A 21,789-nucleotide genomic window follows, 5' to 3' on the forward strand; every position below is an offset into this window, starting at 1 on the left:
GACCATAAACCTGGCCGGTGTCCGGACGCAAGGAAGCGGCCGGTCCCGGAAATCCGGAACCGGCCGCTCCAACGAGCCGCCCTACAGGTCGACTTCCTTCATCAGCATGCCGACCTCGGTGTTGGACAGCCGGCGCAGCCAGCCCGACTTCTGGTCGCCCAGGGTGATCGGGCCGAAGGCCGTGCGGACCAGCTTGTCGACCGGGAACCCGGCCTCCGCGAGCATCCGGCGCACGATGTGCTTGCGGCCCTCGTGGAGGGTGACCTCGACGAGGTAGTTCTTGCCGGTCTGCTCGACGACCCGGAAGTGGTCCGCCTTCGCGTACCCGTCCTCCAGCTGGATGCCGTCCTTGAGCCGCTTGCCCAGGTCGCGCGGGATCGGGCCCACGATGTGTGCGAGGTAGACCTTCTTCACGCCGTACTTCGGGTGCGTCAGGCGGTGCGCCAGCTCACCGTGGTTGGTGAGCAGGATGACGCCCTCGGTCTCGGTGTCGAGCCGCCCGACGTGGAACAGGCGGGTCTCACGGTTGGTGACGTAGTCGCCGAGGCACTGCCGGCCCTCGTTGTCCTCCATCGTCGAGACCACGCCGGCGGGCTTGTTCAGCGAGAAGAACTGGTACGACTGCGTCGCCACGGTCAGTCCGTCGACCTTGACCTCGTCCTTCTCCGGGTCGACCCGCTTGCCCTGCTCCAGGACGATCTCGCCGTTGACCTCGACCCGCGCCTGCTCGATCAGCTCCTCGCAGGCCCGCCGGGAGCCGTAGCCCGCGCGCGCGAGGATCTTCTGGAGCCGCTCGCCCTCCTGCTCGGCGCCCGGGAAGGTCTTGGGCAGCTTGATGTCCTTCTTGGCCGCGTACCGTTCGCGGTTGCGCTCCTCGGCCCGCGTCTCGTACTCGCGCGAGGTCGCCGGAGCCGACGGCCCGCGCTGCTGGGGCTTCTTCGGACCGCCCTTGGCGCCGCCGCGGGCCGCGCCCCCGCGCCCCGCCTTCGGGCCCTCGTGAGACGCGCCGGGGCCCACGTCGTAGCGGCGCTCCTCGGGGCGGGGCTTGCTGGGACGGCCCTGGGCCTGGCCCTGCCCCTGCCCCCGGCCCTGGGCCTGTCCCCGGCCCTGGCCCTGGCCCTGCTTCTGGCCCCTGTTGTTGCCGGCGCCGCGGGGGTTACCGCGCCCACCGCTCCTGCCGCTACCGCTGCCGCTGCTTCGCATCAGATTTCCGTCGTCGTCGTGTCCGTCGTGGGACCGTCGTCCGCATCCGGGGCGTCCGGATCGAACGACGGTACGGCTTCCTGGGTCTCGGCCTCGATCGCCTCCGCCTCCGGGAGGAAGGGCGCGAGCTCCGGGAGCTCGTCCAGACCGCGCAGGCCCATCCGCTCCAGGAAGTAGTTCGTCGTCCTGTACAGGATCGCACCTGTTTCGGGTTCCGTGCCCGCCTCCTCGACCAGACCGCGCTGGAGCAGGGTGCGCATCACGCCGTCGCAGTTCACTCCGCGCACCGCGGAGACCCTGCTGCGGCTGACCGGCTGGCGGTACGCGACCACCGCGAGGGTCTCCAGCGCCGCCTGGGTCAGCCGGGCCTGCTGGCCGTCCAGGACGTACCGTTCGACGGCCGGGGCGTAGTCGGCCCGGGTGGAGAACCGCCAGCCGCCCGCGACGAACCGCAGCTCGAAGCCGCGCCCCTGCGCGGTGTACTCGTCGGCCAGCTCCCGCAGCGCGTCCGCGACCTGGCGGCGCGGGCGCTCCACGATCCTCGCCAGGTGCTCCTCGGTGGCGGGCTCGTCCACGACCATCAGCACGGCCTCCAGGGCGGGCTTGAGGTCGAGGCCGGCGACGGTACGCGGTCCGGCCGGGGCCGCCTGGGCCCCCACGGTCTCCTCGCTCACGGTGTGCGCTCCTCCTCGGTCTTCTCCGGCGGCCGGTCGAACTCGTCGCTCACCCTGGGCCGGTCGTCCCCGTCCCCGCCGGTCCAGCGCACCAGCAGCTCCCCGAGCGCGGCCTCCTGGTCGAGGGCGACGGCCTTCTCCCGGTACAGCTCCAGCAGGGCCAGGAACCTCGCCACGACGGTGAGGGTGTCGTCGGTGTCCTCGACGAGCGTGCGGAAGCTGGCCTCACCGAGCCGCCGCAGCCGCGCGACCACGATCTGGGCCTGCTCCTGCACGCTGACCAGCGGTGCGTGGATGTGCTCGACGTACACCTGCGGCTCGGGCCTGGGCTGCATCGCCTTGACGGCGAGCTTCGCGAAGCCCTGCGCGCCGATGCCGATGACGACCTCGGGCAGCAGTTCGGCGTGGTGCGGTTCGAGGCCGACGGTCCGCGGACGACGGCGGGCCTCCGCGTCCAGCCGTTCCCGGAAGATGTCGGCGATCCGTTTGTACGCGCGGTACTGCAGCAGCCGGGCGAACAGCAGGTCGCGGGCCTCGAAGAGGGCCAGGTCCGCCTCGTCCTCGACCTCGGCGGCGGGCAGCAGGCGGGCCGTCTTCAGATCGAGCAGCGTCGCGGCGACGACGAGGAACTCAGTCGTCCGGTCCAGGTCCCAGTCGGGGCCCATCGTCCGGATGTGCGCCATGAACTCGTCGGTGACCTTCGACAGCGCGACCTCGGTGACGTCCAGCTGGTGCCGGGAGATCAACTGGAGCAGCAGGTCGAAGGGGCCCTCGAAGTTGGCGAGGCGCACCTTGAAGACACCGTCGGGGGCCTCCCGGGCGTCGTCCCGGACGCCGTCCTGGGGACCGCCGACGGGCCCGGCAGCGGGTTCCGGCGCGGGCACCGGTTCCGGCTCCCGTACGGGTTCCGGCGCGGGCCCCGGGGCCGGGACAAGCGTCGGCGTCGGTTCCGGTTCCGCAGGCGGCGCCCCCGGTCCCCGCCCCAGCGCACGCCGACGGCCGGCGGGTGCGCCGGGGCCGGGATCGTTCGAGGTCATGGCCCCGCAGGCTACCGCTACCGCCCGCGAAGTCGTCGTACGAGGATGCTGGCGTCTCCGCGGCTCTCCAGGTCGGCGAGGACGACGGCGACCGCCTCGCGGACGATGCGTCCGCGGTCGACCGCGAGCCCGTGTTCGCCGCGGAGCACCAGACGGGCGTGCTCGAGGTCCATCAGTTCCTCGGCGGACACGTACACGGTGATCTTCTCGTCGTGCCGTTCGCGGCCGCTGGGCCGGCGGGCGGAGGCCCGTCCGCGCTTGCGCGACGAGGCGTCGTCCTGGGTGGCAGAACCTTCCTGCGCGCCCGGTCGGGGACCGGAACGCTCCCCGGTGCCGCGGGTGCCGCCCTGCTCGGCGCCGGCCGCCGCGTGTTCGGTTCCCCCGCCGTCCCCGCCCTGTGCGGGTACGGCGTTCGGCGCATCGTCGGCGGGACCGGCCGCCGCCCCGTCGCGCTCCCCCGTCGGAGCGGGCACCCGGGCCTCGCCGCCCGCGGGGCGCCGGGGGGCGGACGGCTGGAGCGCCGTTCCCCCTGTCGTGCGGAAGAGTTCGTCGGCCCCCGGCAGACTCACTCGGCGTGACACCGGGCGAGCACCTCCCTGGCGAGCTGGCGGTAGGCGGCGGCGCCGACGGAGTTGGAGGCGTAGGTGGTGATCGGCTCACCGGCGACCGTGGTCTCCGGGAAGCGGACCGTGCGCCCGATGACCGTGTGGTAGACGTGGTCGTCGAAGGCCTCGACGACCCGCGCCAGCACCTCGCGGCTGTGCACCGTGCGCGAGTCGTACATGGTCGCCAGGATCCCGTCGAGCTCCAGCTCCGGGTTGAGCCGTTCCTGGACCTTCTCGATGGTCTCCGTCAGCAGGGCGACACCGCGCAGCGCGAAGAACTCGCACTCCAGCGGGACGATCACCTTGTGGGCGGCGGTGAGCGCGTTGACGGTGAGCAGGCCGAGCGAGGGCTGGCAGTCGATCACGATGTAGTCGTAGTCGTCCATCAGCGGCTTCAGCGCCCGCTGGAGCGTCGACTCGCGCGCGACCTCGGAGACCAGCTGGACCTCGGCGGCGGACAGGTCGATGTTGCTGGGCAGCAGGTCCATGTTGGGGACCGCCGTCTTCAGGAGCACCTCGTCGGCCGACATGCCCCGCTCCATGAGCAGGTTGTAGACCGTGAGGTCGAGCTCCATGGGGTTGACACCCAGACCGACCGACAGCGCGCCCTGCGGGTCGAAGTCCACGAGCAGCACCCGGCGGCCGTACTCCGCGAGCGCGGCACCCAGGTTGATGGTCGACGTGGTCTTGCCGACGCCGCCCTTCTGGTTGCACATCGCGATGATCGTCGCGGGACCGTGGTTGGTCAGCGGTCCCGGGATCGGGAAGTACGGCAGCGGACGACCGGTCGGGCCGATGCGCTCGCGGCGCTGGCGGGCAGCGTCGGGCGCGAGGGTGGCCGCGTACTCGGGGTCGGGCTCGTACTCGGCGTCGGGGTCGTAGAAGTGCCCTTCGGGCAGTTCGTCGTAGTCGGCGAAGTGGTTGCGGGGCGCGCCACTTCCGTCGCCGGCCATGGCGTTCACGTGATGGCCATCCATGCTCTGGGGTGCTGACAGAGCCGTGTGGGGGCTTGACTGGCTCTGGTGGGCTGCGAAGGTTCGGACAGCGACGGAGCCGACAGCCTCGAGCCCCGTGGAGCCCTGACTCCGCGTAGGCATTCCTGGTTGACCACCCCCGGGAGAAAATGTCGACTCATTCACAAGTCGTCTTACCTCCTTGGTGACCAGGAAACTTCTAGACAAGGTCAGCGTGGCACCATGCCGACGGTTGGCGACTCTATGGCGTGTCGGGTGTTCGCAGCAACACAATCCGCCGGACCCGACTCGATGTGTCGACAATGAAACATCCCGCTGTCAAGGGCGTACGGCCGTCGCACAGCAGGTTTCACCGGTGTACGAATCGGTCGAAGGGTCACGTTCGAGGCGAGTTGACCGAGAGCCGCAAAGTGACCATACACACATCCGGCCGGACCTTGTCGGGCAAGGTCCGGCCGGATGTGCGCGATTGGCTCGTCCTGTTGACGTATCGCCTTTACGGAAAGGTGACTTGCCCGGGCGTGTCAGCCGAGGAGCGTGTCGAGCTCCACGTGTGCCAGGCCGTGCGCCTCGGCGACCTCGCGGTAAACGACCTGGCCGTCGTGGGTGTTGAGACCCTTGGCCAGCGCGGGGTCGCGGCGCAGCGCCTCGACCCAGCCGTTGTTGGCGAGCGAGACGATGTACGGCAGCGTGGCGTTGGTGAGGGCGTTGGTGGAGGTGTTGGGCACCGCGCCCGGCATGTTCGCGACGCAGTAGAAGACCGAGTCGTGCACCGGGAAGGTCGGCTCGGCGTGGGTGGTGGGACGGGAGTCCTCGAAGCAGCCGCCCTGGTCGATCGCGATGTCGACAAGAACACTGCCGGGCTTCATCCGGGACACCAGCTCGTTGGTGACCAGCTTCGGGGCCTTGGCGCCCGGGATCAGCACGGCGCCGATGACGAGGTCGGCGTCGAGGACGGCCTTCTCCAGCTCGAAGGAGTTGGACATGACGGCCTTGACCCTGGTGCCGAAGATCTTGTCGGCCTCGCGCAGCTTGTTGATGTCGCGGTCCAGCAGGGTCACGTCGAAGCCCATGCCGACGGCGATCTGGGTGGCGTTCCAGCCCGACACCCCGCCGCCGATGACGACGGCCTTGGCCGGGGTGACGCCGGGGACGCCGCCGGGCAGGACGCCGCGGCCGCCGTTGGCCCGCATCAGGTGGTAGGCGCCGACCTGCGGGGCCAGCCGGCCCGCGACCTCGGACATCGGGGCGAGCAGCGGCAGCGCGCGGTTCGGCAGCTCGACGGTCTCGTAGGCGATCGCGGTGGTGCCGGACGCGACGAGGGCGTCGGTGCACTCCTTGGAGGCGGCCAGGTGCAGGTAGGTGAAGAGGGTCTGGTCCTTGCGGAGACGGTGGTACTCCTCGGCGACGGGCTCCTTGACCTTGAGCAGCAGGTCGGCCGTGGCCCACACCTCGTCGGCGGTGTCCAGGATCCGCGCGCCGGCGGCGACGTACTCGTCGTCCGTGATCGACGATCCGACGCCGGCGTTGCGCTCGATGACGACCTGGTGGCCGTTGCGCACCAGCTCGTGCACGCCGGCGGGGGTGATGGCCACCCGGAACTCGTTGTTCTTGACCTCGCGGGGGATGCCGACCTTCACGTCGATCACGGTCCTTGGCTCAGAGGGTGTGGGGAAACAGCAACACATACCCGGAGGTAGCGGACGCACCGGGATGCACCGCAGGAGAACGTGCGGCAGAGCCAGTCTAATGAAGGTGTTCCCGCTGTCTAGCCTTCCATTGCATCAATCTTCAGTGGATGTACTGCGGATTTCGCAGGCGTTATCGCCGTGTTCCGGCTCCGGATCACGGTCTCCGGGCTCATCTCCCAGGATGCGCTCGGCCGCGGCGCGGTGCAGGAGGGCGGCCGCGGGGTCGCCGAGGTGCTCCAGGGTGTCGGCCAGCCGGAGCTGGAGGGCGGCCTGCAGCCGGGTGTCGTCGGCGCGCCGGGCCCACTCGGCGGCCTCCTGGCAGGTGCGCAGCGACTCCTCCGGCCGGCCCGCGTACTCCTGGACCCGGGCCAGCTCGCTCAACGCCCGTGCGGACGCGGCCACATCGCCGGCCTTGCGGTGCCCGGCGGCCGCGGCCCGCCAGCCCCGCTGCGCCTCGCCGTACCGTCCGGCGTAGGTGTGGGCGGTGGCGATACGGCCGTACAGCCGGGCGGCGTCCGCGCGCTCGTCGCGGGCCAGCCGCTGGGCGAGGGCCCGGCCGAACCAGTCGGCGGCCCGGTCGTAGTCCCCCAGCTCCAGGTGCGCGCCGCCTACGGATTCCATCGCGCGGCCGGTCGCGTACGGGTCGTTCGCCTCCCGTCCGGCGTCCAGCGCGGCCCGGTAGCGCACCAGGGCCTCCGCCGTGCGCCCGGTGCGGGCGTCCACGTCGGCCAGGTTCAGCAGGGCGGCGGCCTTCTCGCGGGGCAGGTCGCGGCGCTCGGCCACGTCCAGGACGAGCTGGTGGACGCCGTACAGGTCGGGCGCGGCCCCCCGGGTGCCGAGGTGCGCGACCATCGCCCTGACCAGCTGGGACATCAGACGTCTGGCCAGGGTGTCCAGCTCGCCGTCGGCGACCGCGAGCCGCGCGGAGGCGAGCAGTGCCGGCCGGCGGGCGCGCAGCCAGTCGGCGGCCGCGCGCGGGGTGGCGAAACGCAGGGCGCGGGGCATGCCCTGGAGCTTCTCCCGGGCCTGCGGGTTGTCCGTCTCGGTGACCGCCCGGCAGGACTGGAGCAGCCGTACCGTCCGCTCCAGCATGCGGGCGCGGGCCAGCTGGAGCTCGGCCGGACGCTCGTGGGTCTCGGCGGCCGCCAGCAGCAGGGGCTGGAGGCAGCCGGGGACCTCGTACTGCGGCACCGGCGACGGCAGGGCACGCAGCAGGCCCAGGGCGACGAGGTCGTCCAGGGTGGTGCGCGCGACGCCGATCGAGCAGCCGGCGAGCGCGGAGGCGGTGTGCGGGTCGGCCAGGCCGGCCGGGGCGAGGCAGAGCAGTCGCAGTATCCGGGCGGCGGCCGGGGGCAGGGTGGCGTGCACGAGCCGGAAGATCCGGCTGAGGGGGGTCCCGTCGTCGCCCGCGGCGTGCAGTTGCTTGGCGAGGTCGGCGATCGCCGACTTGGGGCGCGCGGCGAGCCAGCCGCCCGCCAGGATCAGCGCCGCGGGGTGCCCCTGGCAGGCCTCGACGAGTCCCTCGGCGGCGCGCGGGTCGACGGTGACGCGGACCGAGCCGGTGCGGCGGGTGAGCAGTTCGAGGGCGGACTTGGTGTCGAGGCCGCCCAGGGTGCAGGGCCGCACGTCGGAGATCCCGGTGAGCGGGCCCGCCGAGACGGCCACGACCAGGCACTCGGGGGTGTCCGGAAGGAGGGCGTCGACCTGGTCGGCGCCGGCCGCGTCGTCGAGCAGGAGGAGCGCGCGCCGCTCGGCGAGGGCCTCGCGCAGGGTGGCCGAAAGGTCGTCCTCGCCGGCGCCCGGCGGGACCGGCCGGCCGAGCGCGGTGAGCAGGTCGCGGGCGGCCCGCTCGACGGGCACGGGGGTGCCGTCGGGTTCGCCGAGCCGGACGCGCAGCACGCCGTCCCGGTAGCGTCCGGCGACCTGCCGGACGAACTCCTCGGCCAGCGCGGTACGGCCGGAGCCGGGCCCTCCGGCGATGAGGAGCACGCGCGCGCGGGGGACCTTCTTCCCGGAGAGGGTGTCCAGCCCCGCGCGTTCGATGTCGGCGCGCAGTTCCTTCAACTCCCGGGTACGGCCCAGGAAATGGCCCTCCGTCGCAGCGTGTCCGGACAGCTGCACGCCGCCTGTGTCCACTGCCTGATCCGTCACGGGCCACACTCCCGTCCCACCGCACGCGCGAGCCCGCCGGAACTCCGGATCGGGCGATTCCCGAGCCTAGTTCACGCTCTGCGACGTTCCGTGAGGAGCGCGGCGGTGACGTCCCCCGATCGGATCAGCAGATCGTCACACCGCAGGGGGCCGGCGGGAGGGCGCGGGACGGGGTCACGCCTCGAAGGGGCGGGCCGGCCACGGCGCCTGCGCCGGGCGCAGCGCGTCGAGCCCCTCGCCGCCGCGCGCGGCGACCAGCGACAGGACACCCACGACGAGGCAGTTGTTGTGCAGCTCGCCGGCGAGCACCCCCCGCACGAGTTCGTCGACCGGCACCCGCGCGTGCTCCATGTCGGCCTCCTCGTCCTCGACCACGAAGCGCTCCCCGTCGGCCTCGGACAGACCGCGGGCCAGGAAGATGCGCACCGCCTCGTCGCAGCCGCCGGGAGTGGTGTAGACGTCGGTCAGCACCCGCCAGTCCTCGGCCTTGACGTGGGCCTCCTCGTACAGCTCCCGCTGGGCGGCGTGCAGCGGGTTCTCGCCGGGCACGTCGAGCAGGCCTGCCGGGATCTCCCACAGCTTCTGCCGCACGGGGTGGCGGTACTGCTTGATCAGCAGGACGCGGTCCTCGTCGTCGAGGGCGAGGACGGCCACGGAGCCGGGGTGGACCTGGTAGTCACGGTGGACGGCGGAGCCGTCGGGCATGACCACCTCGTCCGTGCGGACGGAGGTCTTCTTGCCCACGAAGGGGGTCTCCGTCGCGCGGATCTCCCACGCCTGCGCGGTGTCCTTGATCGTCATGCCCTGTCCTTCCACACGTACAAAAGGAATCCGGCCACCGGAGAACCGGCCGTAGCGAACCGGGAAACCGGAAAAAGCGGCCGGGGTGCTCACCTTTGAAGGGATGCACCCCGGCCACCGTACAACTGGTGTGTTACTTCGAGGTCTTCCGCTCGACCGCGGCCTTCACCAGCCCGGCGAACAGCGGGTGCGGACGGGTCGGCCGCGAGCGCAGCTCCGGGTGGGCCTGCGTGGCGACCAGGTACGGGTGGACGTCGCGGGGGTACTCCACGTACTCGACGAGCTTGCCGTCCGGCGAGGTGCCGGAGAAGAGGATGCCCGCCTTCTTCTCCAGCTCCGCGCGGTAGGCGTTGTTGACCTCGTAGCGGTGCCGGTGCCGCTCCTCGACGTACTCCTTGCCGTCGTAGACCTCGCGCACGATCGAGCCCTCGGCCAGCTTCGCCGGGTACATGCCCAGTCGCATGGTGCCGCCCATGTCGCCCTCACCGGCGACGATGTCGAGCTGCTCGGCCATCGTGGAGATGACCGGGTGGGCGGTGGCCGGGTCGAACTCGGTGGAGTTGGCGTCGGAGATGTCGAGCAGGTTGCGCGCCGCCTCGATCACGATGCACTGCAGGCCCAGGCACAGGCCGAGCAGCGGGATCCTGTTCTCGCGGGCGTAGCGGATCGCGCCGACCTTGCCGAGCACGCCGCGGTCGCCGAAGCCGCCGGGGATGCAGATGCCGTCCACGTCGGCGAGCTGCGCCTTGGCACCCGCCGGGGTCTTGCAGTCGTCCGAGGTGACCCACTTGATCTTCACGCGGGCCTTGTTGGCGAAGCCGCCGGCGCGCAGCGCCTCGGTGACCGAGAGGTAGGCGTCGGGCAGGTCGATGTACTTGCCGACCAGGGCGAGGGTGATCTCGTGGTCGGGGTGGTGGACGCGGTCGAGCAGGTCGTCCCAGGTCGTCCAGTCCACGTCCCGGAACGGCAGGTCCAGCTTGCGGACGACGTAGGCGTCCAGGCCCTCGCCGTGCACGGTCTTGGGGATGTCGTAGATCGACTTGGCGTCGGGGCAGGCGACCACGGCGGCCTCGTCGACGTCGCACATCAGCGAGATCTTCCGCTTGATCGCGGTGGGGACCTCGCGGTCGCAGCGCAGCACGATCGCGTCCGGCTGGATACCGATGTTGCGCAGGGCGGCCACGGAGTGCTGGGTGGGCTTGGTCTTCAGCTCGCCCGAGGGACCGATGTAGGGCAGGAGCGAGATGTGCACGACGAAGACGTTGTCCCGGCCGACCTCGTGGCGGACCTGGCGGACGGTCTCCAGGAACGGCAGCGACTCGATGTCGCCGACCGTGCCGCCGACCTCCGTGATCACCACGTCCACCTCGTCCGTCGCCATCCGGCGGATGCGGTGCTTGATCTCGTTGGTGATGTGCGGGATGACCTGCACGGTGTCGCCCAGGTACTCGCCGCGGCGCTCCTTGGCGATCACGGTCGAGTAGACCTGGCCGGTGGTGACGTTGGCGGAGCCGTCGAGGTCGCGGTCGAGGAAGCGCTCGTAGTGGCCGATGTCCAGGTCGGTCTCGGCGCCGTCGTTGGTGACGAACACCTCACCGTGCTGGAAGGGGTTCATCGTGCCGGGGTCGACGTTGAGATACGGGTCGAGCTTCTGCATCACGACGCGCAGGCCCCGCGCCTTGAGCAGCATGCCGAGGCTGGAGGCGGTCAGCCCCTTTCCGAGGGAGGAGGCGACACCCCCGGTGACGAAGATGTGCTTGGTCGTCGTGGCGGAGCTGTTTCGGAAAGCAGCGGGCGGCATGGCCAAGAGGGGGCTCCCGTGGTCGCGATCTGGGGGTGCGGTGCGGCTCCCGGAGGCTTTCGCCGGCGGTTCGTGCCGGAGATCTCCGGGGGTGCCGTCGCTGCGGTTCGGGGGTTTCGTGCCCACCGGTCCACGGGCTACCAGGGTATCAGCGCCTCGAGGGGATGGCTTCCGGCCACGCTCCGCACACGGTCCGGCACCCCGGGGTACCGGCGCACCGGGTCCTCACCCACTGCTCACCCGTTCGGCCCACCCGCGTTGTCCGGAGCGGCACACAGATCATCTACGTGCGTCGTATCCTGCTCGGACACTCGCTGCCGAGCCCGGCCGGCAAGACGGCACACCCCAGCCCGTACCCACCGGAACAATGAGAGCTCGTCAGTTCGTTGAGCAAGAATTGGCCTTTTGCCAACACGGCGGAGCGACTGCTTTGCTTCACCGCTCAACGACGCATGACAAATTTTCCCTTGACCGCACCAAGCGACTGCCCCCGCCTGATGGGGGCTACGTGGCCGTTCGACTGGAGTTGCACGTGGCCGGGCGCATCGAAGACTACGCACTCATCGGAGACATGCAGACCGCCGCACTGGTCTGCCGCGACGGGACGGTGGACTGGCTCTGCCTGCCCCGCTTCGACTCCCACGCGATCTTCGCCGGGCTGCTGGGCACCGAGGAGCACGGCTTCTGGCGGCTCGGCCCGGCGCACGCCTCCGACGCCGAACCGCCGCGAGCGGCCCGGCGCGGTTACCGGGGCGACTCGCTGATCCTGGAGTCCGAGTGGGACACCCCGCGCGGCACGGTCCGGGTGACCGATTTCATGCCCCCGCGCGACGGCGCCCCGCAGCTCATCCGGATCGTCGAGGGCGTCTCGGGCCGCGTCCCCATGCGCTCGACCCTGCGGATGCGCTTCTCCTACGGCCGCGTCGTGCCGTGGGTGCACAAGCACGAGGGCCGCACGGTCGCCGTCGCCGGTCCCGACTCGGTGTGGTTCGACACGGAGGCCGAGACCTACGGCAAGTCGCTGACGACGTACTCCGACTTCACGGTCGCCCCCGGTGACCGGATCGCGTTCACCATCTCGTGGGAGCCCTCTCACAAGGAGCCGCCCGCGCTGCCGGAGCCGGAGCAGTCGCTCCAGGCCACGGAGGACTTCTGGCGCGAGTGGGTCGAGCACTGTACGTACCACGGGCCCTACCGCGAGGCGGTGATCCGTTCACTGATCACGCTGAAGGCGCTGACGTACGCCCCCACCGGCGGCATCGTGGCGGCCCCCACCACCTCCCTGCCCGAGGACATCGGCGGAGTCCGCAACTGGGACTACCGCTACACCTGGCTGCGCGACGCGGCCATCACCCTGTCCTCGCTGCTGCGCACCGGCTACCGCGAGGAGGCCCGCGCCTGGCGCGAATGGCTGCTGCGCGCGGTCGCGGGCGACCCGGAGAACCTCCAGATCATGTACGGCATCGCCGGCGAGCGCGAGCTGGGCGAGGCGGAGCTGGACTGGCTGCCCGGCTACGAGGGCTCCGCCCCGGTCCGGGTCGGCAACGGCGCGGCGCACCAGCTCCAGCTGGACGTGTACGGCGAGGTCACCGAGGCGCTGCATCTCGGCCACATGACCGGGCTGGCCCGCAACGACTACGCCTCGCTGCTCCAGCTGAAGCTGATCCGCTACCTGGAGAAGCACTGGCAGGAACCGGACGAGGGCATCTGGGAGGTGCGCGGCCCGCGCCGCCACTTCGTGCACTCCAAGGTGATGGCCTGGGTGGCCGTGGACCGCACGATCAAGCTGATCGAGTCCGGTGACGCGGACGGCCCGCTGGAGCGCTGGCGCGAGCTGCGCGACGACATCCACCGGGACGTGTGCGAGAAGGGTTACGACAAGGAGCGCAACACCTTCACGCAGTCCTACGGCTCGAAGGAGCTGGACGCGTCGCTGCTGCTGATCCCGCAGATGGGCTTCCTGCCCCCGGACGACAAGCGCGTGATCGGCACCATCGAGGCGATCCAGCGCGAGCTGTCCACGGAGGACGGCTTCATCCTGCGCTACCCGACCGAGGGCGAGAGCGAGGGCGTCGACGGCCTCCCCGGCGACGAGGGCGCCTTCCTCGCCTGCTCGTTCTGGATGGCGGACGACCTGGCGATGATCGGCCGCGTGGACGAGGCCCGCAAGCTGTTCGAGAAGCTCCTGTCCCTGCGCAACGACCTGGGACTGCTCGCCGAGGAGTGGGACCCGCGCCTGCAGCGCCAGGTGGGCAACTTCCCCCAGGCCTTCAGCCACGTCCCCCTGATCGACACGGCCCTGCGCCTGACGGCCTCGGGGGCGTACGGCGGCTGAGCCCGCGTGTCCCGCCCGGCCGCGGAGCGTTCCGGTGACCGGGCGGGAGATGTGGCCGGACGGGGTCCGCGGGTAGCGTCCGCTCCATGGACAGCCACGCGGACCACCGATTCGACAGCCGGGGCGCCGGCATCACCGTGCAGCGGGCGCTGGAGCTGCCCGGTCTGCGCAGCGGGCTGCCCGAGATCCTGGCGGGCGCGGAGCGGCTGGGCCGCACGGTGCGCTGGGTGCACGCCGGGGAGGTCCCGAACATCGCCTCCCTGCTCAAGGGCGGCGAGCTGCTGCTCACCACCGGTTACGGCCTCGGCACCCGCCCGGCGGAGCAGCGGGCGTTCGTGCGCACCCTGGCCGAGCGGGGCATCGCGGCCCTGGTGGTCGAGCTGGGCCCACGGTTCGCCCGGCTGCCCGCGGCGCTGGTGGAGACGGCCCGCACGACCGGCCTGCCACTGGTGCAGCTGCACCGCGAGGTGCCGTTCGTCGCGGTCACCGAGGAGATCCACACCGAGATCGTCAACGGTCACTACGCGCTGCTCCAGCAGGCCGAGGAGGTGCACCGCCGCTGCACCCAGGCGCTGCTGGGCGGCGGGGGGATCCCCCAAGTGCTCGGCATCCTGGCCGACTTCAGCGGCAACCCGGTGTTCCTTGAGACCACCGACGGACAGCTGCTGTACGCCGCCGGGGCCGGTCCTGAGGGGGCGGATCCGCTCCAGGTGTGGGAGGGGCTGCGCGGCCCCCACAAGGACGCGCCCGCCGGTTCGGTGCTGGTGGACGTCCCCGGCGGCGGGCCGGGGGCGGATGCGGTGCGGGCCCGGCTGGTGCTGCTGCCGGTGCGCGCCGCGCTCGCTCCGGTGCACCGGATCGCCGCCGAGCGGGCCGCCGGGATCCTGGCCGTGGTGCTGATGCAGGCGCGGCAGGAGGAGGAGCTGGCGGCGCGCGGCCGCGGCGACTTCCTGACCGACCTCGCCGAGGGGCGCATCGCGGCGGAGGACGCTCCGGCGCAGGCTCGTGTCCTCGGTTTCAAGCCCGGTGACGGTCCGCTGCTGCCGGTCGTGATGCGCCTGGGCGCCACGCTGTCCCCGGGTGGCGGCTGGGCGGTGCTGGCGCGGGCGGTGGCGGAGGAGCTGGCGTCGGTGGGGGTGCCGGTCCTGCTGGGCGTGCGGCCGGTGGAGGGCCGCGTGCCGCTGCTGCTGGGCCTGCGCTCGGAGTCGGAGCGGCCGGCGGTCGCGGACCGGGTCGCGGCGGCGCTGCGCGCCGGGGTGGAACGGGCCGGGATCCAGCGGCCGGGCGCTCAGCCGCCGGTCGTGGTGGTCGGCGTCGCGGGCGGCTGGGCGGCGGCCTCGGCGGGCCTCGGGCACGCGGCGGAGACGGCGACGGCGGCGCAGGGCCTGCCGGACCGGTCCTGGTACGACGCCCGCCGCCTCGACATCGACCTGCTGCTGTGGCGGCTGCGCGGCCATCCCGGCCTGGCGGCCTTCGTGGACCGCGCGATCGGCCCGGTCCGCGACCACGACCAGCGCTCCAGGCCACCCCTGCTGCCCACCCTGGAGACCTATCTGGCGCACGCGGGCCGCAAGGCGGAGACGGCCCGCGAGCTGCACCTCAACCGGCAGACGCTGTACAACCGGCTCGCGCGCATCGGCGAGTTGCTGGGCACCGACCTCGACGACCCGCAGACGGTGCTGGCGTTGAGCCTGGCGCTGCGGGCCCGGCGGCTGGTGCCCTGAGCCGCCGCCGGGCGGGTGCCACGGAGCGGGATCACGGGTGCGCGTCAGATCATCGGCAGCGGCCGCGTCAACTCGTCGTAGACGCTGAGGACCTGGGCGACGGTGTCGTCCTCGCTCGGCCAGGTGGCCGCCTGCCGGGTGCCCGACTCCCGGAGCCGCTCGCGGTGTTCGGGTGCGGCGAGCAGGCGTACGACGGCGTCGGCGAAGGCTTCCGCGTCACCGGGCGGGACGAATTCGGCGGCTTCGCCGACGAGTTCGCGCACTCCGCCGGTCAGCGCCGCGACGAGCGGCACGCGCGCGTGGAGGGCCTCCTGCGCCAGGACCGAACGCGACTCCCCGGCACCGGGCAGCAGGGCGAGGTCGGCGGCGGCCAGCAGTTCGCCCACGTCGTCCCGCCGCCCGAGGAGCCGGACGGGCAGTTCCTCGTCCTCGATACGGTGCTGGAGTTCGGCCCGCAGCGGTCCCTCCCCCGCGACCACGACCAGCGGCACGGGGTCCAGCCGGCCCCATACGCGCGCGGCGTCGAGCAGGACGTCGTGACCGCGGAAGCGGTCGAGGGAACCGACGGCCATCAGCAACGGGCGTCCGGTCGCGCCGAGTTCGGCCCGCACCTTGGCCCGCGGCCGTTCCGGGTCCTCCTCGCTCCCGCGGGGTCCGGGAAGCCCGACCGCGGCGAGCCGGGCGTCCCGGGCGCCGGTGCGGCGCGCCCGGTCCACCAGGTCGGAGGTGGTGCCGAGCACCACGGCGGCCGCCCTGGCGACCCGCCGCTCCAGCAGGCGCAGCAGATGGGCGCGGGCTCCCTCGGCGTACGCCCTGTTGTGCCAGGTGACCACGAGCGGGGTGCGCCGCCCGCTGAGCGCGAGCACGGCCCGGAAGGAGGCGTGCAGTCCGTGCGCGTGGACGAGGTCGGCGTCCGTGCACGCCGCCCGCAGCGCCGCCACGGACGCGGGATCGCTGCTGCGGGGCACGGGCACGTGGTCGGCTCCGGCGCCCGTGAAGTCGTGAAGGTGATCGGACTCGGCGGGGGCGCACACCGTCACCCGCACGCCCCGCGCGACGAGCCCCGCGGCCAGGGAGCGCACATGGGCGCTGCTGCAGGCGTTGCCCCCGCCCAGCACCTGCACGGTGCGCAGCGGCGACCGGCCGTGCGGTGCGTGGCTGCTCACGTGGCCGGGGCTCCTGGTTCGGCATCGGTCGATCACGAAGGAACGTACAGAAGGGACGCGGGCGCGGGGGTGGACCGCTCGCGCTCCTCCACGTCCTCCGCCCAAGGATGCCAGGGCGCACGGGTGTTCCGTGCCGCCGAGCACCCGCGGCCCCGGCAACACGCCCCCGCGCATCACCCGCACGAGTGAAGGAGGGCGGAGTTCCGTTCGACGGATGAGCCGGTTGCCGCGACTTGGTGAGGTCCTGTTACGGGGCGGCGGCACCCCCGGAGGGCGCGGTGCGCACCGGGGGGGCCGCGCGTGGGGACCGGTCGGCGCGCGGTCGAACCCCCGGGCGCCGAAGGGCCCTGACGACGCGTCGACGGGAGATCCGGCCGCCTCGTCCGCGGGGACGCGTCGGCCGGCGCCTCCCGCCGGGCCTCCGCGGACACGGCCGGCCACGCCCACGCACGCCTCTCTGCACACCGGCGCACGCCTTCCCACTCACACCGGCGTGCGCCCTCGCACTGCCGCCCGCCGCCCGATCCGCGCCGTCCCGCCGATCCCGATCCGGGCCGTCCCGCTGACCCGCTCCCCGTACACCGCCGCGCCCACCACCGCAGCCGCGTGCGCCACGAGTCCCGCGCGTCCGCTGCCCACCGCGACCGCCGCGCCCAGGAGCGCGCCCAGCGCGTGCGCCCCGGTGTCACCCAGCATCGCGCGCTCCCCCAGGTCGTCCGGGAGCACGGCCGCCGCGACCCCCGTCGCCATCGCGGCCAGTTCCCCGGCGGGACCGGCCCGCAGCAGCCCCGGCACGCCCAGCGCGAGCACGGCGCCGGCGGCTCGTCCGGGCCGCACGTCCACGAGGTTGACGAAGTGCGCCGCCCCGGCGATCACGACCCCCGCGAGCGCCTTGTCCAGGGGCCGCTCCTTCAGCAGGGCCCCGGCCAGCAGCCCCGCCGCGCCGATCCCGCCCAGCTTGACGGTCCCGCTGGTGACCTCTCCCCGCCGCAGTGCCCCCAGGTGCGCCCGGAAGCCGCGCCGCGGATCACCGGCGCCCACGAGATCGTCGTACGCCCCGCAGACCCCGGCGGCCAGGACGGCCCCGGCCGCGGCCGGACGCACCCGTGCCGCCCCGAGCGCCGCCGCGAGGACGGCCGCCGGACCGGCGTACAGCTCCACGGTCCGTCCGGCGAAGTTCGTCCGTTCCCAGCGCGCCGGCCCGCCGGGCGCCGCCTCGCGCAGGGCGGCCGCTCCCGCGCGCGTGAGACCGGCCGCCACCGCGAACGCGGCCCGCCTGCTCCTTCGTGTGGTCATCGGGCCACCCTAGGCAAGCCGATCCGGAAAGGCCGAAGGGCGGGACCGGCCCGTGGGCCGCCGTCCCGCCCTCCGCCCGAGGCGCTATGCGTCCGCGCGGGCCGTCTCCAGCAGTTCCTCCGCGTGCGCGCGTGCCGTCTCCGAGTCCTCCTGGCCGGCGAGCATCCGGGACAGCTCCCGGATCCGCTCCTCGCCCTCCAGCACCTTGACGCCGGACCGGGTCACGGACCCGTCGTTGGTCTTCTCGACCAGCAACTGCCGGTCGGCGAAGGCCGCCACCTGCGGCAGGTGGGTGACGACGACGACCTGCGCGGTCCTCGCGAGCCGCGCCAGGCGCCGCCCGATCTCCACCGCCGCCTTGCCGCCCACGCCCGCGTCGACCTCGTCGAAGAGGTACGTCGGCACGGGGTCCGTCCCCGCGAACACGACCTCGACGGCCAGCATCACGCGGGACAGCTCACCACCGGACGCGCCCTTGGCGATGGGCCGCGGCGGCGCCCCCGGATGCGGGGCGAGCAGCAGCTCCACCTCGTCGGCGCCGGACGGCCCGTAGGCGACGGGACGGCCGTCGACCTCCACGCCCTCGGGGTCCTCGGTCTGCCGGATGTCGAACGACACGCGCGCGTGCGGCATCGCCAGCGAGGCCAGCTCGGCGGTCACGGCGGCGGCGAACCGCTCGGCGGTCTCCGTCCGCGCGTCGGTCAGGGCCTGTGCCAGGCCGCCCAGTTCGGCCCGCAGCGCGTCGCGCTCGGCGGTCAGCTCGCCGATCCGCTCGTCGTCGCCGTCCAGTTCGCCGAGCCGAGCGGCACCGCGCTCGGCCCAGTCGAGGACCGCGTCGACGTCCTCGCCGTACTTCCGGGTCAGCGCGGTCAGCGCGGCCCGCCGCTCCTCGACGGCCGCCAGCCGCAGCGGATCGGCGTCGAGGTCGTCGGCGTAGCCCGCCAGCTCCCCCGCCACGTCGCCCAGCAGGATCCCGATCTCCCCGATGCGGTCGGCGAGCGCGGCCAGCGCCGGATCGTGCGACCGTACGGCCTCCAGGGCCCGCTGGGCGCCCGCGACGAGCGTGGTCGCGTCGATGCCCTCGGGATCCTCGGGATTGCCCGCGAGGGCGCCGTGGGCGGCCGTGGCGGCCGAGGACAGCGCCTCGGCGTGGCCGAGCCGCTCCGCCTCCTCCGCCAGTTCCGCGTCCTCGCCCGCGCGCGGCTCGACGCCGGCGATCTCGTCGAGGCCGTAGCGCAGCATGTCGGCCTCCTGGGCCCGTTCACGCGCGCGCGTGGTGATCTCGTCGAGCCGGCCGGAGACGGCCCGCAGCCGCCGGTAGGCCTCCGTGTACTTGGCGAGCGGCACGGCGACGGCGTCACCGGCGTACCGGTCGAGCGCCTGCCGCTGCCGGGACAGCTTCAGCAGCCCCTGCTGGTCGGTCTGTCCGTGCACGGCCACCAGCTCGTCCGCGAGTTCGGCGAGCACCCCGACGGGCACACTCCGCCCGCCGACATGCGCCCGCGACCGCCCCTCGGCGGACACGCTACGGCTGATCAGCAGTGCCCCGTCGTCGAGCTCGGCCCCGGCCTCCTCGGCCCGCATGGCCACCGGAGCGCCCGGGGGCACGGTGATCCGCCCCTCCACGACCGCTTTTTCGGCGCCGAGCCGCACGAGCGCGGCGTCGGCGCGCCCGCCCAGCAGCAGCCCGAGGCTGGTGACGACCATGGTCTTGCCCGCGCCCGTCTCACCCGTGACCGCGGTGAAGCCTGGCGACAGCTCGACGACCGCGTCGTCGATGACTCCGAGCGACCGTATCCGCATCTCCTCCAACACGGACACGACCTTACGAGGTCGGGGGCGGGAAGTGCGAGGCGCCCCGTCAACCGGGCGAGCGGACGTCCCTCCCCCGACGCCGTGCCGAACTAGTGCCGGGCCCCGCGCCACCCCGAGACGGGCAGCGCGAACTTCGCCACCAGCCGGTCCGTGAAGGACGCGTGGTGCAGGCGGGCCAGGCGCACCGGCACGGCTCCGCGCCGCACCTCGACCCGGGCCCCCGGCGGCAGCTCGAAGGTACGCCGCCCGTCGCACCACAGGACGCCCGGGGGAATGTGCGGCAGCAGCTCCACCGCGAGCACCGAGTTCGGCGAGGTCACCAGCGGCTTGGCGAACAGGGCGTGGGCGCTGATCGGCACCATCAGCAACGCCTCGACCTCGGGCCACACCACGGGTCCGCCGGCCGAGAAGGCGTAGGCGGTGGAGCCGGTCGGCGTCGACAGCACGATCCCGTCGCAGCCGAACCCGGTGACCGGCCGCCCGTCGATCTCCAGCACCACCTCGAGCAGCTTCTCCGCGCCGGCCTTCTGCACGGCCGCCTCGTTCAGCGCCCAGTCGGTGTGCACGATGTCCCCGTTGCGGTGCACGACGACGTCGACGGTCATCCGCTCCTCGACCTCGTACGACTTCGTGACCACCCGGTCGACGACCTTGTCGAGGTCGTCCCGCTCGGCCTCCGCCAGGAAGCCGACGCTGCCGAGGTTCACGCCGAGCATCGGCACCCCGGACGCCCGCGCGAACTCCGCGCCGCGCAGCAGCGTCCCGTCACCGCCGAGGACGATGAGCAGCTCGCAGCCCTCCAGGCACTGCGGGGTGGCCTCGCAGACCAGCTCCACCTCGTCCGGCAGGGGCAGGTCGGCGGCCTCGTACTCCAGGACGCGCACCCCGATGCCCTCGCGCAGCAGCCCCTTCACCACCAGTTCCGCGCTGCGGATCGCGGCGGGCCGCCCGGTGTGGGCCAGCAGGAAAACAGTACGAGCTCGGTTCTGGGTCAACGCGGCCCCTCCGCAACTGCACGGTCGACATCGGCCGGGTCCGGAGCGGGCGCCCCGGCCCGGAGCCACAGAAAATACTCGACGTTGCCGGAGGGCCCGGGCAGCGGACTGGCGGTGACCCCCTTCACGCCGAGGCCCAGCTCCCACGCCTTGCGTGCCACGCCCCGCACCGCCTCGGCCCGCAGCTGGGGGCTGCGCACGACGCCCCCGCTGCCCAGCCGTTCCTTACCCACCTCGAACTGTGGCTTGACCATCATCACCAGGTCCGCGTCCGGCGCGGTGCACCGCGCCAGGGCCGGCAGCACCAGCCCGAGCGGGATGAAGGACAAGTCCCCCACGACAAGATCCACTGGCTCCCCATCGATCGCTTCGAGCGTCAACTCGCGTACGTTCGTACGGTCCTTGACGGTGACGCGTTCATCGCTTCGGAGAGACCAGGCGAGTTGCCCGTAGCCGACGTCGACCGCGACGACGTGCGCGGCCCCCGCCCGCAGCAGCACATCGGTGAAGCCGCCGGTGGACGCGCCGGCGTCCAGCGCCCGCCGCCCCTCGACCAGGAGGCCCTGCGGCACGAACGCCTCCAGGGCGCCGGCGAGTTTGTGCCCGCCCCGCGACACGTAGTCGGGGTCGCTGTCGTCGGCGGAGACGACGATCGCCGCCGCCGTCTCCACCTGTGTGGCTGGTTTGGTGGCGACGGTCTTCCCGACCGAGACCCGCCCCGCGGCGATCAGCTGGCCGGCGTGCTCACGCGACCGCGCGAGCTTGCGGCGTACCAGCTCCGCGTCCAGACGACGACGTGCGACTCCTGCCACGTTCGGTTCAGCTCCTACTGCCGTGCGTTGACGGGGGCCCCGGAGGTCCCGGGCGGGCGTCGAGCGCGGTGAGCGCGTCGCGCAGCCCCCGGTGTACATCCTCGTACACCCCGAGGTGTCCGTCCGTGGCGAGGGGGTCGGCGTCGGCCAGCCGGTCCAGGTGGGCGTCCACCTCGGCGTCGCCGGTGGGGGTGCGGGGCACCTGGAGCGGGGCGGGAGCGGAGGGGGCGTACCCGGGCTCCTGCTCCCGCCTCTGCCCCTGCTCCTGAGGCGTGGCCGCCGGCTCCGGAACTGTGTCGCTCATGCCCCGACGCTACCGCGAACCGCTGGGGTACCGTCGAGCGCGATGGCCACGATCGAGGAGTGCCGCGCCGCACTCGAGAAGTTCTCGCAGAGCATGGGCCGCGCCGAGGGGGACGCCCGCGCGGCCGCCGCCCTCGACCGGTCGGTGAGCTGCTGGATCACCGACCTGGACGTGACGTTCGTCGGCCGGATGGCGGACGGCCGGATCGTCGTGCGGGACACCGTGCAGGGCCCGCCTCCGGAGAGGGCCGGGATCAGGCTGCGGATGGCCGGCGACGACCTGGTCGCGCTGGTCGACGGAGAACTGAACTTCGCGAAGGCGTGGGGTTCGGGCCGGGTGCGGCTGGAGGCGAGCCTCAGGGATCTGTTCGTGCTCAGAAAGCTGCTGTGACCTCGGGCGGCCCCC

18 protein-coding genes are annotated in these 21,789 nt (G+C 73.0%); 3 read left to right on the top strand and 15 right to left on the bottom strand.

Translation table 11 applies throughout. The annotated features are described in order from the left end of the window. Positions 1 to 81 precede the first annotated feature (81 nt). The 9 genes from AB0N31_RS17425 to AB0N31_RS17465 form a co-directional block, all read right to left on the bottom strand. The gene (locus AB0N31_RS17425) at positions 82 to 1,203 is read right to left on the bottom strand and encodes a pseudouridine synthase (RefSeq protein ID WP_366059237.1); all 1,122 of its coding nucleotides are present in this window, start codon (positions 1,201 to 1,203) and stop codon (positions 82 to 84) included. Continuing rightward, positions 1,203 to 1,877 (bottom strand): SMC-Scp complex subunit ScpB, encoded by a 675-nt coding sequence (gene scpB, locus AB0N31_RS17430; RefSeq protein WP_366059238.1) that lies wholly within the window; start codon positions 1,875 to 1,877, stop codon positions 1,203 to 1,205. Before scpB ends, AB0N31_RS17425 begins: the two co-directional genes overlap by 1 nt. Further along, positions 1,874 to 2,914, bottom strand: coding sequence for a segregation/condensation protein A (locus tag AB0N31_RS17435; protein WP_366059239.1), 1,041 nt, complete (start codon positions 2,912 to 2,914; stop codon positions 1,874 to 1,876). The genes scpB and AB0N31_RS17435 overlap by 4 nt, the downstream gene beginning before the upstream one ends. 17 nt (positions 2,915 to 2,931) lie before the next feature. Then, a complete protein-coding gene (locus AB0N31_RS17440) occupies positions 2,932 to 3,495 on the bottom strand; it encodes a hypothetical protein (RefSeq protein WP_366059240.1) in 564 nt (187 codons plus the stop codon). After that, positions 3,480 to 4,616, bottom strand: a complete 1,137-nt coding sequence (locus tag AB0N31_RS17445) for a ParA family protein (protein WP_366059241.1) — start codon at positions 4,614 to 4,616, stop codon at positions 3,480 to 3,482. Before AB0N31_RS17445 ends, AB0N31_RS17440 begins: the two co-directional genes overlap by 16 nt. A gap of 401 nt (positions 4,617 to 5,017) precedes the next feature. Then, positions 5,018 to 6,142: an alanine dehydrogenase gene (gene ald, locus AB0N31_RS17450; protein ID WP_366059242.1), complete on the bottom strand. Its 1,125-nt coding sequence runs from the start codon at positions 6,140 to 6,142 to the stop codon at positions 5,018 to 5,020. A gap of 135 nt (positions 6,143 to 6,277) precedes the next feature. Beyond that, positions 6,278 to 8,335 (bottom strand): tetratricopeptide repeat protein, encoded by a 2,058-nt coding sequence (locus AB0N31_RS17455; RefSeq protein WP_366059243.1) that lies wholly within the window; start codon positions 8,333 to 8,335, stop codon positions 6,278 to 6,280. A 174-nt stretch (positions 8,336 to 8,509) separates the two neighbouring features. After that, positions 8,510 to 9,136, bottom strand: coding sequence for an NUDIX hydrolase (locus AB0N31_RS17460; RefSeq protein ID WP_366059244.1), 627 nt, complete (start codon positions 9,134 to 9,136; stop codon positions 8,510 to 8,512). A gap of 133 nt (positions 9,137 to 9,269) precedes the next feature. Next, positions 9,270 to 10,937 carry a CTP synthase gene (locus AB0N31_RS17465; RefSeq protein WP_366059245.1) on the bottom strand — a complete coding sequence of 556 codons (1,668 nt, stop codon included), beginning with the start codon at positions 10,935 to 10,937 and terminating at the stop codon, positions 9,270 to 9,272. Positions 10,938 to 11,469: 532 nt separating this feature from the next. On the opposite strand from AB0N31_RS17465, the gene AB0N31_RS17470 reads away from it, so the two are divergent. Both AB0N31_RS17470 and AB0N31_RS17475 read left to right on the top strand, forming a co-directional pair. Beyond that, positions 11,470 to 13,272, top strand: coding sequence for a glycoside hydrolase family 15 protein (locus AB0N31_RS17470; RefSeq protein ID WP_366059259.1), 1,803 nt, complete (start codon positions 11,470 to 11,472; stop codon positions 13,270 to 13,272). 86 nt (positions 13,273 to 13,358) lie between these two features. After that, positions 13,359 to 14,996, top strand: coding sequence for a PucR family transcriptional regulator (locus AB0N31_RS17475; protein ID WP_366059246.1), 1,638 nt, complete (start codon positions 13,359 to 13,361; stop codon positions 14,994 to 14,996). Positions 14,997 to 15,040: 44 nt separating this feature from the next. On the opposite strand, the gene AB0N31_RS17480 is transcribed toward AB0N31_RS17475, so the two are convergent. From AB0N31_RS17480 to AB0N31_RS17505, 6 genes are all read right to left on the bottom strand, one after another. Continuing rightward, entirely contained in the window at positions 15,041 to 16,162 is a 1,122-nt protein-coding gene (locus AB0N31_RS17480) for a glycosyltransferase family 4 protein (protein ID WP_366059247.1), read from the bottom strand. A 483-nt stretch (positions 16,163 to 16,645) separates the two neighbouring features. Beyond that, positions 16,646 to 17,458, bottom strand: a complete 813-nt coding sequence (locus AB0N31_RS17485; RefSeq protein ID WP_366059248.1) for a hypothetical protein — start codon at positions 17,456 to 17,458, stop codon at positions 16,646 to 16,648. Between the two features lie 84 nt (positions 17,459 to 17,542). Further along, positions 17,543 to 19,261 (bottom strand): DNA repair protein RecN, encoded by a 1,719-nt coding sequence (gene recN / locus AB0N31_RS17490; RefSeq protein ID WP_366059260.1) that lies wholly within the window; start codon positions 19,259 to 19,261, stop codon positions 17,543 to 17,545. Positions 19,262 to 19,362: 101 nt separating this feature from the next. Next, entirely contained in the window at positions 19,363 to 20,268 is a 906-nt protein-coding gene (locus tag AB0N31_RS17495) for an NAD kinase (RefSeq protein ID WP_366059249.1), read from the bottom strand. Next, complete coding sequence (locus AB0N31_RS17500; RefSeq protein ID WP_366059250.1) at positions 20,265 to 21,080, bottom strand: TlyA family RNA methyltransferase; 816 nt, start codon at positions 21,078 to 21,080, stop codon at positions 20,265 to 20,267. The genes AB0N31_RS17495 and AB0N31_RS17500 overlap by 4 nt, the downstream gene beginning before the upstream one ends. 7 nt (positions 21,081 to 21,087) lie before the next feature. After that, positions 21,088 to 21,384, bottom strand: a complete 297-nt coding sequence (locus AB0N31_RS17505) for a hypothetical protein (RefSeq protein ID WP_366059251.1) — start codon at positions 21,382 to 21,384, stop codon at positions 21,088 to 21,090. A gap of 42 nt (positions 21,385 to 21,426) precedes the next feature. On the opposite strand from AB0N31_RS17505, the gene AB0N31_RS17510 reads away from it, so the two are divergent. Further along, the gene (locus tag AB0N31_RS17510) at positions 21,427 to 21,774 is read left to right on the top strand and encodes a sterol-binding protein (protein ID WP_366059252.1); all 348 of its coding nucleotides are present in this window, start codon (positions 21,427 to 21,429) and stop codon (positions 21,772 to 21,774) included. Positions 21,775 to 21,789: the final 15 nt, after the last annotated feature.

Origin of the sequence: Streptomyces sp. NPDC051051 (genome assembly GCF_040682975.1) — a bacterium.
Lineage (GTDB): Bacteria > Actinomycetota > Actinomycetes > Streptomycetales > Streptomycetaceae > Streptomyces.

Excerpts from the sequence above, each read along its gene's own strand:
- AB0N31_RS17435 (WP_366059239.1), bottom strand. The coding sequence starts at position 2,914 with ATGACCTCGAACGATCCCGGCCCCGGCGCACCCGCCGGCCGTCGGCGT.
- AB0N31_RS17510 (WP_366059252.1), top strand. The coding sequence starts at position 21,427 with ATGGCCACGATCGAGGAGTGCCGCGCCGCACTCGAGAAGTTCTCGCAG.
- AB0N31_RS17460 (WP_366059244.1), bottom strand. The coding sequence starts at position 9,136 with ATGACGATCAAGGACACCGCGCAGGCGTGGGAGATCCGCGCGACGGAG.
- AB0N31_RS17465 (WP_366059245.1), bottom strand. The coding sequence starts at position 10,937 with ATGCCGCCCGCTGCTTTCCGAAACAGCTCCGCCACGACGACCAAGCAC.
- AB0N31_RS17505 (WP_366059251.1), bottom strand. The coding sequence starts at position 21,384 with ATGAGCGACACAGTTCCGGAGCCGGCGGCCACGCCTCAGGAGCAGGGG.
- AB0N31_RS17475 (WP_366059246.1), top strand. The coding sequence starts at position 13,359 with ATGGACAGCCACGCGGACCACCGATTCGACAGCCGGGGCGCCGGCATC.
- recN (WP_366059260.1), bottom strand. The coding sequence starts at position 19,261 with ATGCGGATACGGTCGCTCGGAGTCATCGACGACGCGGTCGTCGAGCTG.
- AB0N31_RS17445 (WP_366059241.1), bottom strand. The coding sequence starts at position 4,616 with ATGCCTACGCGGAGTCAGGGCTCCACGGGGCTCGAGGCTGTCGGCTCC.
- AB0N31_RS17425 (WP_366059237.1), bottom strand. The coding sequence starts at position 1,203 with ATGCGAAGCAGCGGCAGCGGTAGCGGCAGGAGCGGTGGGCGCGGTAAC.
- AB0N31_RS17485 (WP_366059248.1), bottom strand. The coding sequence starts at position 17,458 with ATGACCACACGAAGGAGCAGGCGGGCCGCGTTCGCGGTGGCGGCCGGT.